Below are 17,477 nucleotides of genomic sequence, written 5' to 3'. Positions count from 1 at the left end.
CCTTAAGTTTCCCGAAGTTTGCCAAACAATCGCGTGCGTTGCCGCCCGGATATAGCCTGAGAATTTGATGAGCACCTACGAGCCCTCCCACCGCAAGAGCGTCCTGCTGGTCGAAGACGACGATGTCGTGCGCTTCCTCACGGTCGAGATACTCGAGGAATTCGGCTACCGGGTGCAGGCACTGGGCGACGCGGTCAGCGCACTCGAGTTGCTGCGCAGCGGCGAACCCTGCGATCTGCTGATGAGCGACGTCGGCCTGCCGGGCCTCGGCGGCCGCGAGCTGGTAGTGGCGGCGCGCGAATTGCGGCCGACCCTGCCGGTGCTGTTCGCCAGCGGCTACAGCGAACAGGGCCTGCTCGACGATGTGCGCCAGAAGCACCCTCTGGCCCCCACCGACAGCATCGTCAAACCCTTCGATCTTGACCTGCTGGCGCGCCGCCTGAGCGATCTCGCCGGCGCCTGATTGGCGCACTGGCGCGGTAACGGAGCGGCATCTAGGCTGGATTCACCATTAGGAGAAGGAGGGTCCGCTCATGTCACGTGTCAGTGTGTTCTGTATGAGTCTGTTCGCCAGTCTGTTGATCACAGGCTGCGCCAGCAAGACCACGCAACCCTCGCAGTACTCGGGCTTCCTCGCCGACTACTCGCAGCTCAAGCCGGCCACCTCGGCCAGCGGCGCGCCGGTGTTGCGCTGGGTCGCACCAGGCTTCAAGCCTGAGAGCTATTCAGAGGTCTATGTCGAGAAACCGGTGTTCTACCCGGCCCCCAAACCCAACGAGCAGGTGAGCCAGGCCACTCTCGGCCAGATCAGCGATTACCTGCAGAAGGCCATCGAGCGCGAACTGTCCCAGCGCATGCGCGTCGTCGATACGCCAACCCGCGACAGCCTGGTACTGCGCACCGCCATCACCGCCGTAGGCAGCTCGGCCGAGGGCCTGCAGTTCTACGAGGTGATTCCGGTCGCCCTGGTCCTGGCCGCCGCCAACACCGCCGCCGGCACCCGTGATCGCGACACCAACATCTATGTCGAGATCGAGGCGGTGGACGCCCGCAACAACGAGCCAATGGTTCGCGTGGTGCGCAAGGGCCACGGCCTGCAGCTGGAGAACGACAGCACCCAGCTGACCCTCAAGGACATCCAGCCGGCACTGGACGTCTGGGCCAAGGACGCACGCACCTTCAAGCCATGATGCTGGTCCATCAGGACAACTGATGGCGATTGCTCCACGCGGCCGGACCCTACAGTCTGGCCGCGTGCCATTTGGAGATCGCCATGCCCAGCATCAATCCCAGTTCACAACAGTTGGCCCACTTCGCCGCCGCGATGCCCGCCGGCCAACCCATCCTCATGCTCAACCTGTTGCGCTATCGCGACCAGGCTGCCTACCCCGACACCAGCCCGCACAGCCCCTGCAGCGGCCGCGAGGCCTATGCCCGCTATAGCCGCACGGCGCTGAGCAAGGTGCGTGGTGTGGGCGGCAGTGTGCAGCTGCTGGCTGGCGTCCGCGCCGCACTGATCGCACCGCAGGACGAACACTGGGATGAAATGCTGCTGGTGAGTTACCCCTCGCCGGAATCCTTCCTCGCCATGCTGGCCGACCCGGAATATCGCGCCGCTACCGAGCACCGCAGCGCTGCCCTGGCCGACTCGCGGCTGATCGGTTGTCAGCCGCCGGCAGCCTAGGCTGCCTGACGTTCCAGCAGACGACGGAACTGGCGGGCGGTCAGCGGCTTGGCGAACAGCCAGCCCTGGCCGCATTCGGCGCCCTGGGCGGCGAGGAACAGTGCCTGGGCCTCGTGCTCGATACCCTCGGCCACCACCTTCAGGTGCAGCGCCGCTGCCATCTGGATGATGTGTGGCGCCACTCCGCTGCTGGCCGCGTCGTGCCCCAGGGCATCGACGAAGGACTTGTCGATCTTCAGCACATCGGCCGGCAACTCCTGCAGGTAGGCCAGGCTGGAGTAGCCGGTGCCGAAGTCGTCGATCAGCACCCGATGGCCGCTCTCGCGTAGCTGCGCCAGCACACCCTTGGCCGCCTGGATATCGGCCAGTCCGGACTCGGTGACCTCGAAGGCGATCTGCGCGGCGCGGACCTGGTACTGCAGCAGCAGGCGCGAGGTGAGGGCGCTGATGCGTGGCTCGGCCACGTCGCAGGCGGCCAGGTTGATCGAGATATACAGCCCCGGCTGCTCGCGCAGCAACGCGCCGAGCTGCGCCATCACCTGCTCCAGCATGTAGTCGGTGATCTCGCGGATCTGCCCGCTGCTCTCGGCCATGGGAATGAAATGATCCGGGCCGAGCAGCTTGCCGTCGGCCCGACGCCAGCGCACCAGGGCCTCGGCGCCGACGCAGCGGCGGCTGCCCAGGTCATAGATAGGCTGGTAGCGCACGCGCAGCGCCCGGCGCCGCAGCGCCGAGGTCAGCGATCCACCGAGTGACTGGCGATAGCTGACCAGGTGATAGGTGCCACCGGCCGCCAGCAGGGCCAGCAGCACGGCCACCGGCAGCCAGCCGGCCAGGCCCTGGCGCAGGCGCTGCTGCAGCAGGCTGCGGTCGGCGAACAGCACCAGGTCGAAGTCGGCGCTGGCGGTCGGCATGCGGTAGACCAACTGGCCCGGTGTCACCAGCAGGGTCTGCTCCTGCGGCCAGCCCGCAGCTGGCGGCCAGGTCTGCGGCGTGCCCAGCACGGGCAGGGCGGCGCCACCGCCGCGCGGCACGATCAGCAGGCTGCCGCCAGGCGGCAGCTCGACCATGTCGGCCAGGTGCCCACGCGAGGTGGATAAACGGAAATAGCCGCGCCCGACCACCAGCGCGGCGAGGTCGTCATCCGGTTGCGCGGTGGTATTCAGCCAGTAGCGCTGGCGCTCGCCTTCCAGGTCCGCCGGGCGCTCGGGGCCAAATGAGCTGCGCCGCGGCGAGGAGGAGCAGCGCTGGTCGCCGCCGATAAAGGCTGCCTCGTAGACGAAGCGGTGCTGGAACACCACGCGGCGCAGGGTCTCGACCATGGCCATGTCGCAGCCGCGCAGGGGTTGTTGCTCCAGTTCGTCGAGGGCGCGGCCGAGCTGGCCGAATATCTGTTCGATGCGTTCCAGGAAGCGCTGGCCCTGAGTCTGCAGGCGCTCGGCTTCGGCCTGCTCGGCCTGCCGGTTGGCCAGCCACAGGCCGGCGGCGCCGAACAGCGCGAGCCCCAGGCAGCCCACCAGCAGTGCCGCCGGCCAGGGGCGGAAGATCAGGCGGCGCAGGCTCGGCGACATGATGAAGCTCCCTGAGAGAACCTCTCAGGTATAGCCCAGCGGCTGCGCCTGACACGGCCTGCAGGCCACGGCGGGCGTGCCTTGCGACAAACGGCACGGCGGCCTCAGCGCTGGTTGAGTACCTGCAGGATGGCCGCGCTCTCGGCGTCCGGCTCGCCGTCGTAGCGCGCCGGGCGGTACTTCATCTGCATGGCGATCAGCACGTTGCGGGTTTCCTGGTCGAGCACCCCGTTGCGCGGCACTTGGTAGCCGAGCTGCTGCAGCTGGGCCTGGAACCAGTCCACATCCGGCAGTGTGGTGGCGAAGCGCGCCTGCTCGCGGGCCACCGCAGCGGCGTCCGGCCAGCGGATCAGGCCGGCATCGGCCAGACGCTTCCAGGGGAACAGCGGGCCCGGGTCGACCTTGCGCTGCGGGGCGACGTCGCTGTGGCCGATGATGCTGTCGATCGGCAGGTCGTGACGCTTGACCAGGTCCTTGAGCAGGACGATCAGCGTGTCGATCTGCGCCTCGCTGTAGGGCTGCCAGTAGCGCCCGGCCGGCCCCTGGAAGTAGCCCTGATTGACCAGCTCGATGCCGATGGTGCTGGCGTTGAGCCAGGTCCGCCCCTGCCACTGGCTGTCGCCGGCATGCCAGGCGCGGCGGTCCTCGTCGACCAGGCGGTAGACCTTGGCCGAGCCGTCGTCGATCAGGTAATGGGCACTGACCTCGCCGCGGGTCAGCAGGGCCAGGGAGCGCGCCAGGTCGGTGGAGGTGTAGTGCAGCACGATGTACTGCACGCGGCTGCTCTGGCCCTGGGAGCGCAGGCTGTCGTCGATCTGCAGGCCTCCGGCGCAACCGGCGAGCAGCAGGACAGAGAGGGCGAGGCTGAGAAATCTCATCGGGCGCTCGATCAGGGGGTGATGTGCAGGATGCTCTGCAGGTTATCCAGCAGCATGTCGACACTGAGCATGATCAGCAGCATGCCGGTCAGACGCTCCACCGCAGTGAGACCGCGCGGGCCGAGGAACTTCTGCAGCCACGAGGCCTGCAGCAGGATACTCGCGGTGGCCAGCCAGGCCAGGCCGACGGCCAGGTACAGCTCCCACATCGGACCTTCATAGGTGCTGCGCAGGGTCAGCAGCACCGCCAGCGCCGAGGGGCCGGCCACCGCGGGCGTGGCCAGCGGCACCAGCAGCGGCTCGCCGTCCGGCAGGTCGCCGAGCACACCCTCGGGGCGCGGGAAGATCAGGCGCATGGCGATGATGAACAGGATGATGCCGCCGGCGATGGCGGTGGACTCGCGCGACAGCCCCAAGCCACTGAGGATCTTGTCGCCGAAGGTGAGGAAGATCATCAGCAGCGCCAGGGCCAGCAGCAGCTCGCGCATGGCCACGCGCATGCGTCGCTCCGGGGCGACGTTCTTCAGCGCGGCGAGGTAGATGGCAATGTTGCCGAAGGGGTCGGTGACCAGAAAAACCAGTACGGCGATGCCGAAGATATCCATGCGAAGCTCCTGAACTATCCGCACAGTCTATCCGTCACCGCCACGCCGGCAAAATGCGAAGCCCGTCACGGGCGGCCGGTAGCAGCGGACATCAGGCGCAACACCGCGGATAAACGGCAGTGCAGGCTGGTCATAGCAGCGTATCGTCAATACATGCCCTCGAGGAGGACCGCCATGCGCCGCGCGCTGCTCTGGTTCAAGCAGGATCTGCGCCTCGACGACCACCCGGCCGTGCAGGCCGCCATGGACGCCGATCGCCTGCTGCCGCTGTACATCTTCGACCCCGCCCAGTTGCAGCCGGGACCACTCGGCAGCCGGCGCCTCGGCGTGCACCGCGCACGCTTCCTCATGGAGAGTCTGGCGGCCCTGGATGGCGAACTGCGCCAGCGCGGTTCCGGCCTGCTGGTGCTGCAGGGCCGCGCCGAGCAGCTGATCCCGCGCCTGGTCGAACAGCTCGACCTCAATGAGGTGCTGACGCTCGAGGAAATCGCCCCCGAGGAACGCGCCCAGCTGCTGGCCCTGCAGCAGTCCCTGGGCGCCGCGCAGCTACGCGAGCTGCCGGCCAACCACCTGCTGCAGGCAGCAGATCTACCCTGCGCGGTGCATGCGCTGCCCTCGGTGTTCCGCCAGTTCCGCGAGCAGGTCGAGCAGCGCCTGCCGGTGTTCCAGCCACGCCCGGCGCCGGTGCGTCTGCCGGCCCTGCCGGACAACGCCAGTGCCTACTTCGCCGCGCTGCCCAGCTTGTCCCAGTTGGGCCTGGGCGAGCCGCTCAGCGTGGCCAACAGCGCCTTTCCCTTCTCTGGCGGCGAACCGGCCGCCCAGGCGCGGCTGCGCGACTACCTGTGGCAGAGCCAGGGCGTGCGCCAGTACCGCGAGACGCGCAACGGCATGATCGGCACCGAGTACTCCTCCAAGCTCTCGCCATGGCTGGCCAACGGCGCGCTGTCGCCGCGCCGGATGATGGCCGAGCTGCGCCGTCACGAGGCGCAATACGGGCAGAACGACTCGACCCAGGCGCTGTGGCAGGAGCTGCTATGGCGCGACTTCTTCCGCTGGACCCTGGTGCGCCATGGCAGCGCGCTGTTCCGCGCCGACGGCCTGAAGGCCACGGCACGGGCGCCGCGGCTGTGCGACGAACGCTTCGAGCTGTGGAGCCAGGGCCGCACCGGCATGCCCCTGGTGGATGCCTGCATGCGCGAACTGGCGGCCACCGGCTACCTGTCCAATCGCGGCCGGCAGATCGCCGCCGGCTACCTGGTGGCCGATCTGCAACAGGACTGGCGGCATGGCGCCGCCTGGTTCGAGGAACACCTGCTGGACTACGACCCGGCCAGCAACTGGGGCAACTGGGCCTACCTGGCCGGGGTGGCCAGCGATCCGCGGCACCAGCAGCAGGCCAACACCCTGCGCCAGGCGCGCCAGTACGACCCGGCCGCCACCTACGTCAGCCTGTGGCTGCCGGAACTGCATAGCGTGCCGGCACACCTGCGGCATACGCCCTTCCTGCTGCCGCACCTGCAGCTGGACGCCATGGGCTACCCGCGCCTGGAACGCATCCCGGAAGACTGGAAGCCCTATCTGCCCAGCGCGGCCTAGCAGGCCAAGCTGGCTGGCCGCCCGCAATGGCGGCCGGCCAGCCCAGTGACTGTTGCCGGCTGACTAGCCCAGCTCGATCCGGTTGCGTCCCGCGCCCTTGGCTCGGTACAGCGCCTGGTCGGCACGGGTGAAGGCCGTCTCGCTGCTCTCGCCACTGGCGAAGGCGGTGAGGCCGGCGGAGAGGGTGATGGTCACCGGCTCACCGCGGAAGTGGAAGGGACACGACTCGACGGCCACGCGCAGTGTCTCCAGCAACTGCTGGCCACCGTCCAGCGGCGTGCTGGGCACCAGCAGGACGAACTCCTCGCCGCCGAAACGGGCAAGGAAGTCGGTCTTGCGCAGGCGCTTGGCCAGCTCGCCGGCGATGATCTTCAGCACCTTGTCGCCGGCCAGGTGGCCGTAGCCGTCGTTGATCCGCTTGAAGTGGTCGATGTCCAGCACCGCCAGCAGCAGATCACCGCCATAGCGGCGCCAGCGCGCCAGCTCCAGGTCCAGGCGCTCGGCCCAGCCGGCGCGGTTGGCCAGGCCGGTGAGTGGGTCGGTGAGGGCCTTCTGCCGCTGCTCCTCGATGTGCTCACGGAAGCCCTGAGCCTCGTGCTCCATCTCGGCCACCTTCTGCGACAGCGCCTGCAGGCGCTGCGCCACCTCCTCCTCGCGCCCTTCGCGCTGGCGCTGGTGGCTGCTTACCGTGCTCAGCAGTCCCTCCAGGCGCTCCTCCAGGGCACGTTTGAGCCCCGTCAGGTCGGCCGCCTCCTGCACGCTGGCCTGCAGATCGCTGACCTGTTCGCGCAGTTCCTGGTTGAAGTTGCGCGCACTCTCCACCGACTCGCTGTAACCCTCGTGGGCTTCGGTAAGGGTGCCGAGGAAGGCGGCCAAACGCTCGTTGAGCTGCTTGAGGTAACCGGCGAACTCGCGCTGGCCGCTATCGGTGACGGCCAGCACCAGCACCACCAGGTCGTCCAGCAGCGGCACCAGCTCGTACCAGTTCAGCCCACCCTGCAGGCGCTCGCGCAGGGCCTCGCCCTGGGGCTGGTGGTGCAGCGGCAGGTCCAGTTCGTCGAGCAGGCCGAGCAGGCTCCCGGCGATATGCGGCGCCACGGCGCTGTAGCCGGGCTCCGGGCGCTCGGGCAGGGCGAAGGCGGGATCACCGCCATCGCCGGTGATGATGCGGGCATCCAGCGGCAGGCTATCGAGGCTGGACGTCGATGGCGGCGGCGCAACGACCGGGCGCGCGGCAGGAGTTGCTGGCGGCTCGGCCACCGTCACGGCAGCGGCAGGCTCGGCGGCGACTACCGCCTCGGCGACAGCCATAGCGGCGGCCGGCGCGGGCTGCTCCTGGGCCAACACGGGAGTACTCGGCGGCGCGGCAACCACCGCCACGTCATCCTCATCGTCGTCCAGATCTGGCGCCGCGGCCTCGGCTTTGGCCTGCTGCGGCAGCGCCTCGCCGGGCTGAGCTTCGGGCGCCGCCTCGTCACGGTTGCCAAACAGACGCTGCAGCAGGCCGGGCCGCTCCACCGGCTCGCTGCCCAGCACGCTCAGGGTCTTGCCCTGCAGGCTGCTCAACTCGGCCAGCAGGGCCGGCAGTTCGCGCGACTGGCTGGCGCGTTCGTCGATACGCTTGGAGAACTGCTTGAGCGCCTTGCGCACCTCGCGCGGCGGGTCGAGCGCCAGCAGTTGCTGGGTCAGCCCGGTGATACCGGCGATATTCTGTTCGATGCGTTGCTGGCGGCGCTGCTCGGAGTCCAGCACCGCCTTTTCCAGGCGCGGGATCAGCGCGGACAGGCCGGCGTCCATCTTCTCGCCACGAATCAGCTCACGCAGTTCCTGCATGCACTGGTCGACCGCCTTGTCGCTGCCCTCGGCAGCCAGCGAGCTGCGCACCAGGCCGCGGCGCAGCAGGTCGAGGCGCTCGTTCCAGCGCTTCTCCTCCAGCTCCTGCTGCTCGAGGTTCTCGAGATACTTGGCTTTCCAGCGCTGGGCTTCATCGGTCATGGTGGCGATCCAGTGGCAAAGCCACTAAAGCATAGGCAGGTTGCTGCCGGTCGGCAGGCGGATATCCACGGCTACCGGCAAATGGTCGGAAATCGGTTGGGAAAGCACTTCGACCCGCTCCAGCACCAGCTCCGGGCTGAGCAGAATATGATCGAGACAACGCTGTGGACGCCAGCTGGGGAAGGTCGCCTCGACCTGCGGTGCGACCAGGCCGAGGTCACGCAGCGGCGAATTCTGCAGCAGGTCGACGGCATGGGTGTTCATGTCCCCCATTAGCACCACGTGGCGCTGCCCGGCGATCAGCTCGCGTACATAGGCCAGCTGGCGGGTGCGGGTGCGCGCACCCAACGCCAGGTGCAGATTCACCACCACCAGGGCATCCGTTCCCTCGCCGAAGCGCATGAGGATCGCGCCGCGACCGGGCGGGCCGGGCAGGGGATGGTCTTCCAGTTGATCGGGGCGCAGACGGCTGAGCATGCCGTTGCTGTGCTGGGCCAGGCGGCCGAGGTTGCGGTTGAGCTGCTGGTACCAGTAGGGGAAGGCGCCCAGCTCGGCCAGGCGCTCGACCTGGTTGACGTAGCCCGAGCGCAGGCTACCGCCGTCCACCTCCTGCAGGGCGACCACGTCGTAGTCGCCGAGCAGGGCGCCGATGCGCTGCAGGTTGCCGGCCCTGCCCGGGTGCGGCAGCAGGTGCTGCCAGCCGCGGGTCAGGTAGTGGTGGTAGCGCTCGGTGCTGATGCCCACCTGAATATTGAAGCTGAGCAGGCGCAGGCGCCCCTCGCTGCAGCCACCGGATTCCGTGCAAAGGCCGTTGACCTGCGCTTGGCGCAGGCCCGCGGAACGCCCGGAACTCCAGCGGCGCAGCATAGTGAGGTACTCAGTTGGCGGGACGCTCTTTCTGGATCAGGAAGTCCGCAACCTGCAGGGCCTCGTTCGGGCCACCGGAGCTGCGGATGTCGAAGCGGTATTTGCCGCCGACGATCAGCACCGGCACGCCAGTGACCTGGTAGGCAGCTGCCAGCTTCTTGGCCTTGGCCATCTGGCCTTTCACGGCGAAGGAGTTGAAGGTGCTGAGGAACTTGTCCTTGTCCACGCCGTGGCCAGCGAGGAATTCGGCCATCTCTTCCGGATCGGCCAGCTTGCGCTTCTCGACGTGAAGGGCGTTGAACACGGCCTCATGCACCTGCTTCTCCACGCCCATGGACTCCAGGGTGATAAACAGCTGGCCATGTACGTCCCAGATGCCGCCGAACATGGCCGGCACGCGCACGAAGTTGACGTCTTTCGGCAGCTTCGCGACCCACGGATTGAGGGTCGGCTCGAACTGGTAGCAGTGCGGGCAGCCGTACCAGAATAGCTCGACCACCTCGATCTTGCCCGGTTGCGAGACCGGGACCGGGCTGCTCAGCTCGACGTACTGGCGACCGGCCTCGATGCTCTCGGCGTGGGCACCCAGGCCCAGCAGGCTGAGGCTGGCGAAGGCGGCGCTGAGAATCAGGTTACGCATGCAGAACTCCTTGGCGATATGGACCGCGTGAGCGCGGCGACCCGGTTCGACCGATGCCACCACCGCGGGTTCCGGCATTGTAGCGGGAGCACCAACGAAAAAGGGTGGCCGTGGCCACCCTTTTGTTTCCGCGTATCAGTGCTGCTTAGTGCAGGCCCTGGATGTAGCTGGAAACGGCTTCGATATCCTTGTTGCTCAGCTTGGCAGCGATGGCGCGCATGATCATCGCGTCGCCGTCGTTGGTGCGGTTGCCTTCGCGGAAATCGGTCAGCTGCTTGCCGACGTACTGCGCGTGCTGGCCACCCAGGTGCGGGAAGCCGGCAGCGGCCAGGCCAGCGCCGTTCGGCGAGTGGCAACCGGTGCAGGCCGGCATGCCTTCTTCGATCTTGCCGCCACGGAACAGCTCTTCACCACGCTTGACCACTTTCGGGTCGGCGGCGCCAACACTCATCTGCTGGCTGGAGAAGTAGGCAGCAATGTCCGCCATGTCTTGGTCGCTGACGTTGGTCAGCAGCCCGGTCATCTCCAGAACGGTGCGCTTGCCGCCCTTGATGTCATGCATCTGCTTGAGCAGGTAGCGCTCGCCCTGGCCGGCCAGCTTGGGGAAGTTCGGCGCGGCGCTGTTGCCGTCGGCGCCATGGCAGGCGGCGCAGACAGCGGTCTTGGCCTTGCCGGCCTCGGCATCACCAACGATCTTGCCGGCGTCGGCGGCTTGCGCGGCCACGGAGACACCCAGGCTCAACAGGAGACTCACGAGTACTTTGTTCATCAGCTAATCCAATAACGGCTAGAGGTAATTAGGTTTTCTTACGGGACTACTCGCTCATCAACTTGATGACGGCCTGGTAGTCCTCGGCACTGCAATCCATGCACAGGCCACGAGGTGGCATGGCATTCAAACCGTTGGTGACGCTCTGTACCATCGCGTCCATGCCCTTGGCCACACGCGGCTCCCAAGCCGCCTTGTCGCCACGCTTCGGCGCCATCGGTAGTTGTCCATTGTGGCAGGCCGCACAAGCCTTGGCATAAACCGCCTCCGGATCCTGCGCATTCGCGACACCCGACAACCACAGCAACATCGCACCAGCAACCAGCACTTTCTTCATAGCCTAACCTCATCAGGGATGGGGAACGGCCTGCGTCTGATCGCGCAGCGGGTTCTGTCTCGTTCCCGGCAGAAGGACAAAGCGCACACAAAATCTGCGGCATTATATACTGGCGTCGCTGAAACGGAAGCGACACCATGCCGCGCCTCGGGGCTTCCCGGGCCCACCACCAGGCTTCCGGCACCCCGCCCATACGGACTCCCCATGTCATCGAAGAACCCCATTCTCGGCCTGTGCCAACAGGCAACCTTCCTCATCAGCGCCGCCAAGGTCGACCAGTGCCCGGACGATTCGGGCCTGGAAGTGGCCTTCGCCGGCCGTTCCAACGCCGGCAAATCCAGCGCCCTGAACACCCTGACCCACGCCAACCTGGCGCGTACCTCGAAGACCCCGGGGCGTACTCAGTTGCTCAACTTCTTCCGCCTGGACGACGAGCGCCGCCTGGTCGACCTGCCGGGCTACGGCTACGCCAAGGTGCCGATCCCGCTCAAGCAGCACTGGCAGAAGCACCTGGAAGCCTACCTGGGCAGCCGCGAGAGCCTGTGCGGGCTGGTGCTGATGATGGACATCCGCCATCCGCTGACCGAGTTCGACAACATGATGCTGGACTGGTCCAAGGCCAGTGGCATGCCGCTGCACATCCTGCTGACCAAGGCCGACAAGCTGACCTTCGGCGCGGCCAAGAACACCCTGCTCAAGGTGCGCCAGGAAATCCGCAAGGGCTGGGGCGACGACGTCGCCAGCATCCAGCTGTTCTCTGCCCCCAAGCGCCAGGGCGTGGAAGAGGCACAGCTGGTACTGGCCCAGTGGCTGGGCATGCTCGAGGACGAAGCAGAGGAAGGCGAGGAAGCCTGAGTCGCGAGTTGCCGGGGCCAATCCCGGCACCGCCTGCAATGGCCAGAGGCTCTGCGCCGGGAAATTGCAGGCAAAAAAAACCCCGGGCTTCGTATGGGGAGGGAGAAGTCCGGGGTTCAATATTCTGAACCGCTAGGGCGGGGTTCAGAGATCTGCCAACACTAAAACACAGCTAGGAGCATCGAAGGGCTTACATGCCATTCGTGAACTCTGACCCGCCAATCTGGCTGTTAGTTCAGTTTTTCTTAAATCGCATTCCCATAAAAAACCTTCTTTTATGAGAATAACGGCATAAGGCTGCGACCTTATGCCGCAGCGCCTCAGTGCGCCTCGTCCCAGTTGTTGCCGACTCCGGCTTCCACCACCAGCGGTACATCCAGCTCGGCAGCGCCACTCATCAGCGGCAGCAGGCCGGCCTTGAGCGCATCGACCTGATCCTCGCGCACCTCCAGCACCAGTTCGTCGTGCACCTGCAGGATGACTCTCGCATCCAGGCCGGACTGCGGTAGCCACTGGTCCACGGCAATCATCGCGCGCTTCATGATGTCCGCCGCAGTGCCCTGCATCGGCGCGTTGATCGCGGTGCGCTCGGCGCCCTTGCGCAGGGCCGGGTTCTTCGCGTGGATATCCGGCAGGTACAGACGGCGACCGAACAGAGTCTCGACATAGCCCTGCTGAGTGGCCTGCTCGCGGGTGCGCTCCATGTAGGCCAGCACGCCGGGATAGCGGGCGAAGTAGGTGTCGATATAGGCCTGCGACTGCTTGCGGTCGACGCCGATCTGCTTGGCTAGGCCGAACGCGCTCATGCCGTAGATCAGACCGAAGTTGATCGCCTTGGCGCTGCGGCGCTGGTCGTTGCTCACCTGTTCCAGGGGCACGCCAAATACTTCGGCGGCGGTGGCGCGGTGCACGTCGCGGTCGTGGCGGAAGGCGTCCAACAGGCCTTCGTCCTTGGCCAGATGGGCCATGATGCGCAGCTCGATCTGCGAGTAGTCCGCCGACATCAGCTTGTAGCCCTTCGGCGCGACGAAGGCCTGGCGGATGCGCCGGCCCTCGGCGGTGCGGATCGGGATGTTCTGCAGGTTCGGGTCAGTCGACGACAGCCGCCCGGTGGCCGCCACCGCCTGGTGATAGCTGGTGTGGATGCGCCCGGTGCGCGGGTTGATCTGCTCCGGCAGCTTGTCGGTGTAGGTGCTCTTGAGCTTGCTCAGGCTGCGGTACTCCATCAGCAGCTTGGGCAGTGCGTGGTCCTGTTCAGCCAGTTCGGCCAGCACGTTTTCCGCGGTGGAGGGCTGGCCGGTGGCGGTCTTGCTCAGTACCGGCAGGCCAAGCTTGTCGTACAGGATGGCACCGAGCTGCTTGGGCGAGCCCAGATTGAACTCCTGGCCGGCCAGTTCGAAGGCCTGGCGCTCCAGCGCCACCAGGCGCTCACCCAGCTCCAGGCTCTGCTGGCCGAGCAGCTTGGCGTCGACCAGCGCACCGTTGCGCTCGATGCGCGCCAGCACCGGCACCAGCGGCATCTCGATGTCCTTGAGCACCGACACCAGGCTCGGCGTGGCCGACAACTTGGCCCACAGGGTCTGGTGCAGGCGCAGAGTCACGTCGGCATCCTCGGCCGCGTAGGGGCCGGCCTGCTCGATGGCGATCTGGTCGAAGGTCAGCTGCTTGGCGCCCTTGCCGGCAATGTCCTCGAAGCGGATGGTGCTGTGCTCCAGGTACTTGAGCGCCAGGCTGTCCATGTCGTGGCGGGTCGCCGTCGAATCGAGCACGTAGGACTCGAGCATGGTGTCGAAGGCCAGGCCCTGCACCGCGATCGGCGTCGAGGCGTTGGCCAGCACGTTCATGTCGTACTTGCCGTGCTGGCCGACCTTGGCCTTGGCCGGGTCTTCGAGGATCGGCTTGAGCGCCTTGAGCACGGCGTCGCGGTCCAGCTGCTCGGGCACGCCCATATAGGAGTGGGCCAGCGGCACGTAGGCCGCCTCGCCGGCAGTGACGGCGAAGGACACGCCGACCACCTGGGCCTGCTGCGGGTCGAGGCTGGTGGTCTCGGTATCGAAGGCAATCAGCTCGGCGGCCTGCAGCTTCTGCAGCCAGGCATCGAACTGCGCCTGCTCCAGCACGGTTTCATAGCGCGACTCGGCAGCCGGCGCTGCGGGCGCATCTTCCGCAACCACCTCCGGCTGATCGAACAGGCCGCCGCTGGGCGCCGGCACCGTGGCCGGGCGCGCCTTGGGCTGCTGGCGCTGCAGCTCGTCGAGCCAGCCCTTGAACTCCAGCTCGGTATAGAGGGTGACCAGCGCAGCGCGATCCGCCTCGCCGGGATGCAGGTCGTCGACGCCGACATCCAGCTCGACATCGGTCTTGATGGTCGCCAGCTGGTAGGAGAGGAAGGCCATGTCCTTGTGCTCGACAAGCTTGGCCGGCAGGGTCTTGGCGCCGCGGATCGGCAGCTCGGGGACCTTGTCCAGGCTGGCGTAGAGCACGTCGAGGCCGCCGCCGACGCCGACCAGCAGGCCCAGCGCGGTCTTCTCGCCGACGCCCGGCACGCCGGGGATGTTGTCGACCTTGTCGCCCATCAGGGCCAGGTAGTCGATGATCAGCTCAGGGCCGACGCCGAATTTCTCGCGCACGCCCTCGATGTCGTAGACGCTGCCGGTCATGGTGTTGACCAGGGTGACGTGCGGGCAGACCAGCTGGGCCATGTCCTTGTCGCCGGTGGAGATCACCACGTCGCGGCCGAGCGCGGCGGTCTGCCGAGCCAGGGTGCCGATCACGTCGTCGGCCTCCACGCCTTCCACGCACAGCAGCGGGTAGCCGAGGGCGCGCACGGCGGCGTGCAGCGGCTCGACCTGGCCGCGCAACTCCTCGGGCATCGGCGGGCGATTGGCCTTGTACTCGGCAAACATGGCGTCGCGGAAGGTGCCGCCCTTGGCATCGAAGACCACCGCGAACGGGCTGTCCGGGTACTGCTTGCGCAGGCTCTTGAGCATGTTCAGCACGCCCTTTACCGCGCCGGTCTGCAGCCCCTTGGAGTTGGCCAGCGGCGGCAGGGCGTGGAAGGCGCGATACAGATAAGAAGAGCCGTCGACCAGAACCAGAGGGGCGTTGGACATGCGCAGAATCAACCTTTTGCCGGGGGTGGGCGCTAGAATGAACGCACCAACCTGAAGAAAGGGACAAGGTTACCATGCGCATGCTCACCCGCCTGACTCTGGCCGCCCTGCTGGCCGCCAGCCCGATGCTCGCCATGGCAGAGGAAGAGATCACCGGCGACCCGGACGTGACCATCCGCCAGGATGGCGACAAGACCATCACCGAGTACCGGCAGAACGGTTTCCTCTATGCCATCAAGGTCACGCCGAAGAACGGCAAGCCGTACTTCCTGGTGCGCGCCGATGGCAGCGAGGGCAACTTCATCCGCTCCGACCAGCCGGACATGCTGATTCCCGCCTGGGAAATCTTCAGCTGGTAATCCGCCATGTCCGTCTTCACGCCCCTCGAACGCCATGAGCTGGAAGCCTTCCTCGAACCCTACGGGCTAGGCCGCCTGAAGGACTTCCAGGGCATCGCCGCCGGTACCGAGAACAGCAACTTCTTCATCAGCCTGGAGGGCGGCGAATTCGTCCTCACCCTGGTGGAGCGCGGCCCGCGCGCCGACATGCCGTTCTTCATCGGCCTGCTCGAACGCCTGCACCAAGCGGGCCTGCCGGTGCCCTATGCGGTGCCCACGCAAAGTGGCGAGGCCCTGCGCGAGCTGGCCGAGAAACCGGCGATCCTGCAGCCGCGTCTGGCCGGCAAGCACGTCAGCCAGCCCAATGCACACCACTGCGCGGAGGTCGGCACCTGGCTGGCGCGCCTGCATCTGGCGACGCGAGACAACATCCTCGAGCGCCGCAGCGACCGCGGCCTCGACTGGATGCTGGAAGAGGGGCCCATGCTGGCCCTGGAGCTGCACGACGAGCAGCTGCCGCTGCTGCGCGACAGCCTGCACGAGATCGGCGAGCTGAAGGCGCGCATCCTCGCCCTGCCGCGGGCCAACCTGCACGCCGACCTGTTCCGCGACAACGCGCTATTCGACGGCAACCAGCTGGCCGGGGTGATCGACTTCTACAACGCCTGCTCGGGACCGATGCTCTACGACCTGGCGATCACCCTCAACGACTGGTGCTCGCAGGCCGATGACGACCTCGACCTGGCTCGCGGCCGCGCGCTGCTCGGCGCCTACGCCGCGCTGCGCCCGTTCACCCGTGCCGAGGCCGAGCTGTGGCCAGCCATGCTGCGCATCGCCTGCCTGCGCTTCTGGCTCTCAAGACTGATCGCCGCCCGCCGCTTCCAAGGCCGCGACGTACTGGTCAAGGACCCCGCCGAGTTCCAGCGCCGCCTGGCCCGCCGCCAGCAGGTGGCATTGCCGCTACCTTTCGCCCTCTGAGACGGGCTGCAGGTTGTAGAGCCAGCGCTCATTACGAGCGCTCTCCACCGGCTGCAGCCGCTCGAACTCGCTCTTGTCGATCAGCAGCTCCAGCTGCGCCTGGGCGTTGTACTCGCAGAAACGCAGGCGCAGGCGGGTGCCGGCGGGCAATTGCAGACCGGCGCCATCGTGCAGGGCCACCTCGGTGCGGTATTCGCGGAAATCACCGGGGCACAGGATGCCCTGCAACCCGGCCTGCCAGCGCGCTGCCTGGTAACCCAGCAGGGTACCGACGGCCATCATCACCAGCGTCGTCGCCGGCCAGCGCCATCCCTTGCGCATGCTCAGTCCTCAGAGGCTTTCCAGGCAGCCGGCCAGGCCGCTGCCCAGGTTCGTCAGTAGCTGCTCGTAGCTCGTGGCCTTGGCTCCCAGCGCATCCAGCTCGGCCAGCTTGACCGGCAGGCCGCTGGACAGCGTCTCGGCCAGGCGCGGACGCAGCGGCGGCTCGCTGAACACGCAGGCCGGACCGGCCGCCGTGAGGCGCTCGCGCATGGCCGCGACCTGACGGGCACCCGGCTGCACCTCGCTGGCGGCAGTGAAGACACCGGCATGCTGCAGGCCGTAGGCGGATTCGAAATAGTCGAAGGCCTGGTGGAAGACGAAGAATGGCTTGCTCGCCAGCGGCGCTAGGCGCGCTTTCAGCTCACCATCGAGGCCACTCAGGCGCTGCTCGAAGGCCGTCAGGTTGGCCTGGTAGCGCGCGGCATTGCTCGGGTCGGCGGCGCTCAGGTCGGCGGCCATCTTCGCCGCGATGACCCGGGCATTGGCCGGTAGCAGCCAGAGGTGGGCATCCAGGCTGCCGGGGCGATGGTCATGGTCGTGCTCGTCGGCACCGTGTTCGTGGGCGTGCTCATGTTCGTCGGCGGCGCCCTCGCCGAAGTGGCGCAGGGTCAGGCCCGGCAATCCCTGCACGGCAGTGTTCGGCTTGTCGCGGCCGCTCAGTACACGCGGCAGGAAGGTCTCCATGTCCGGGCCGATCCAGTACAGCAGGTCGGCGCTCTGCACCCGACGCACGTCCGAGGGACGCAGGGCGAAATGGTGTGGCGAGGCACCGGGCGGCAGCAGCACCTCGGGCTGGCCGAGGCCGTCCTGCACGGCGGCGGCGATCAGCTGCAGCGGCTTGATGCTGGTCAGCACCCGCACATCGGCGGCCTGCACGGCCAGGCTGGAGAGGAAAAGGGCGACAAAAGCAGCGAAACGGAACACGACGGC

The 17,477-nt window shown here is 67.2% G+C and carries 18 protein-coding genes; 7 read left to right on the top strand and 11 right to left on the bottom strand.

Features of this window, described 5'->3' with window-relative positions:
• Positions 1 to 67: 67 nt before the first annotated feature.
• The 3 genes from PTT45_RS19370 (at position 68) to PTT45_RS19360 (ending at position 1,684) form a co-directional block, all read left to right on the top strand.
• Entirely contained in the window at positions 68 to 463 is a 396-nt protein-coding gene (locus tag PTT45_RS19370) for a response regulator (protein ID WP_273815564.1), read from the top strand.
• A 70-nt stretch (positions 464 to 533) separates the two neighbouring features.
• Positions 534 to 1,190, top strand: coding sequence for a DUF3313 domain-containing protein (locus tag PTT45_RS19365; protein ID WP_273815563.1), 657 nt, complete (start codon positions 534 to 536; stop codon positions 1,188 to 1,190).
• Between the two features lie 83 nt (positions 1,191 to 1,273).
• Entirely contained in the window at positions 1,274 to 1,684 is a 411-nt protein-coding gene (locus PTT45_RS19360; RefSeq protein WP_273815562.1) for a DUF1330 domain-containing protein, read from the top strand.
• Here PTT45_RS19360 and PTT45_RS19355 read toward each other — a convergent pair.
• The 3 genes from PTT45_RS19355 to PTT45_RS19345 all read right to left on the bottom strand — a co-directional run bounded on the left by PTT45_RS19355 (position 1,681) and on the right by PTT45_RS19345 (position 4,738).
• Positions 1,681 to 3,255, bottom strand: a complete 1,575-nt coding sequence (locus PTT45_RS19355; RefSeq protein WP_273815560.1) for an EAL domain-containing protein — start codon at positions 3,253 to 3,255, stop codon at positions 1,681 to 1,683. The two genes, PTT45_RS19360 and PTT45_RS19355, sit on opposite strands and share 4 nt — an antisense overlap.
• A 104-nt stretch (positions 3,256 to 3,359) precedes the next feature.
• Complete coding sequence (locus PTT45_RS19350; protein ID WP_273815558.1) at positions 3,360 to 4,133, bottom strand: N-acetylmuramoyl-L-alanine amidase; 774 nt, start codon at positions 4,131 to 4,133, stop codon at positions 3,360 to 3,362.
• Positions 4,134 to 4,144: 11 nt separating this feature from the next.
• On the bottom strand, positions 4,145 to 4,738 hold the full coding sequence (locus PTT45_RS19345) for a MarC family protein (protein ID WP_043312115.1): 594 nt from the start codon (positions 4,736 to 4,738) through the stop codon (positions 4,145 to 4,147).
• Positions 4,739 to 4,912: 174 nt separating this feature from the next.
• Between PTT45_RS19345 and PTT45_RS19340 the strand changes: the two genes are divergently transcribed.
• Positions 4,913 to 6,334, top strand: coding sequence for a DASH family cryptochrome (locus PTT45_RS19340; RefSeq protein ID WP_273815555.1), 1,422 nt, complete (start codon positions 4,913 to 4,915; stop codon positions 6,332 to 6,334).
• 63 nt (positions 6,335 to 6,397) lie between these two features.
• On the opposite strand, the gene PTT45_RS19335 is transcribed toward PTT45_RS19340, so the two are convergent.
• The 5 genes from PTT45_RS19335 to PTT45_RS19315 all read right to left on the bottom strand — a co-directional run bounded on the left by PTT45_RS19335 (position 6,398) and on the right by PTT45_RS19315 (position 10,942).
• Positions 6,398 to 8,329 carry a GGDEF domain-containing protein gene (locus PTT45_RS19335; protein ID WP_273815554.1) on the bottom strand — a complete coding sequence of 644 codons (1,932 nt, stop codon included), beginning with the start codon at positions 8,327 to 8,329 and terminating at the stop codon, positions 6,398 to 6,400.
• Between the two features lie 24 nt (positions 8,330 to 8,353).
• Positions 8,354 to 9,196 carry an endonuclease/exonuclease/phosphatase family protein gene (locus tag PTT45_RS19330; RefSeq protein ID WP_273815553.1) on the bottom strand — a complete coding sequence of 281 codons (843 nt, stop codon included), beginning with the start codon at positions 9,194 to 9,196 and terminating at the stop codon, positions 8,354 to 8,356.
• A 10-nt stretch (positions 9,197 to 9,206) separates the two neighbouring features.
• Positions 9,207 to 9,836: a thiol:disulfide interchange protein DsbA/DsbL gene (locus PTT45_RS19325; protein WP_273815551.1), complete on the bottom strand. Its 630-nt coding sequence runs from the start codon at positions 9,834 to 9,836 to the stop codon at positions 9,207 to 9,209.
• Positions 9,837 to 9,981: 145 nt separating this feature from the next.
• Positions 9,982 to 10,605 (bottom strand): c-type cytochrome, encoded by a 624-nt coding sequence (locus PTT45_RS19320; RefSeq protein ID WP_273815550.1) that lies wholly within the window; start codon positions 10,603 to 10,605, stop codon positions 9,982 to 9,984.
• A 46-nt stretch (positions 10,606 to 10,651) separates the two neighbouring features.
• Positions 10,652 to 10,942 (bottom strand): c-type cytochrome, encoded by a 291-nt coding sequence (locus tag PTT45_RS19315; protein WP_273815547.1) that lies wholly within the window; start codon positions 10,940 to 10,942, stop codon positions 10,652 to 10,654.
• A gap of 204 nt (positions 10,943 to 11,146) precedes the next feature.
• Here PTT45_RS19315 and yihA point away from each other — a divergent pair, with 204 nt between their 5' ends.
• On the top strand, positions 11,147 to 11,797 hold the full coding sequence (yihA, locus tag PTT45_RS19310) for a ribosome biogenesis GTP-binding protein YihA/YsxC (protein ID WP_273815546.1): 651 nt from the start codon (positions 11,147 to 11,149) through the stop codon (positions 11,795 to 11,797).
• A gap of 320 nt (positions 11,798 to 12,117) precedes the next feature.
• On the opposite strand, the gene polA is transcribed toward yihA, so the two are convergent.
• Complete coding sequence (polA, locus tag PTT45_RS19305; RefSeq protein WP_273815545.1) at positions 12,118 to 14,910, bottom strand: DNA polymerase I; 2,793 nt, start codon at positions 14,908 to 14,910, stop codon at positions 12,118 to 12,120.
• A 74-nt stretch (positions 14,911 to 14,984) separates the two neighbouring features.
• Here polA and PTT45_RS19300 point away from each other — a divergent pair, with 74 nt between their 5' ends.
• On the top strand, positions 14,985 to 15,269 hold the full coding sequence (locus tag PTT45_RS19300; RefSeq protein ID WP_273815544.1) for a DUF2782 domain-containing protein: 285 nt from the start codon (positions 14,985 to 14,987) through the stop codon (positions 15,267 to 15,269).
• A gap of 6 nt (positions 15,270 to 15,275) precedes the next feature.
• A complete protein-coding gene (locus tag PTT45_RS19295) occupies positions 15,276 to 16,226 on the top strand; it encodes a homoserine kinase (protein WP_273815542.1) in 951 nt (316 codons plus the stop codon).
• On the opposite strand, the gene PTT45_RS19290 is transcribed toward PTT45_RS19295, so the two are convergent.
• Positions 16,209 to 16,547 carry a hypothetical protein gene (locus tag PTT45_RS19290; protein ID WP_273815541.1) on the bottom strand — a complete coding sequence of 113 codons (339 nt, stop codon included), beginning with the start codon at positions 16,545 to 16,547 and terminating at the stop codon, positions 16,209 to 16,211. The genes PTT45_RS19295 and PTT45_RS19290 overlap by 18 nt on opposite strands.
• 9 nt (positions 16,548 to 16,556) lie before the next feature.
• Positions 16,557 to 17,471 carry a zinc ABC transporter substrate-binding protein gene (locus tag PTT45_RS19285; protein ID WP_273815540.1) on the bottom strand — a complete coding sequence of 305 codons (915 nt, stop codon included), beginning with the start codon at positions 17,469 to 17,471 and terminating at the stop codon, positions 16,557 to 16,559.
• Positions 17,472 to 17,477: the final 6 nt, after the last annotated feature.

Origin of the sequence: Pseudomonas sp. Gutcm_11s, assembly GCF_028649395.1 — a bacterium.
Classification (GTDB): Bacteria; Pseudomonadota; Gammaproteobacteria; order Pseudomonadales; family Pseudomonadaceae; genus Aquipseudomonas.
This window is presented reverse-complemented; position numbering and strand designations above follow the sequence as displayed.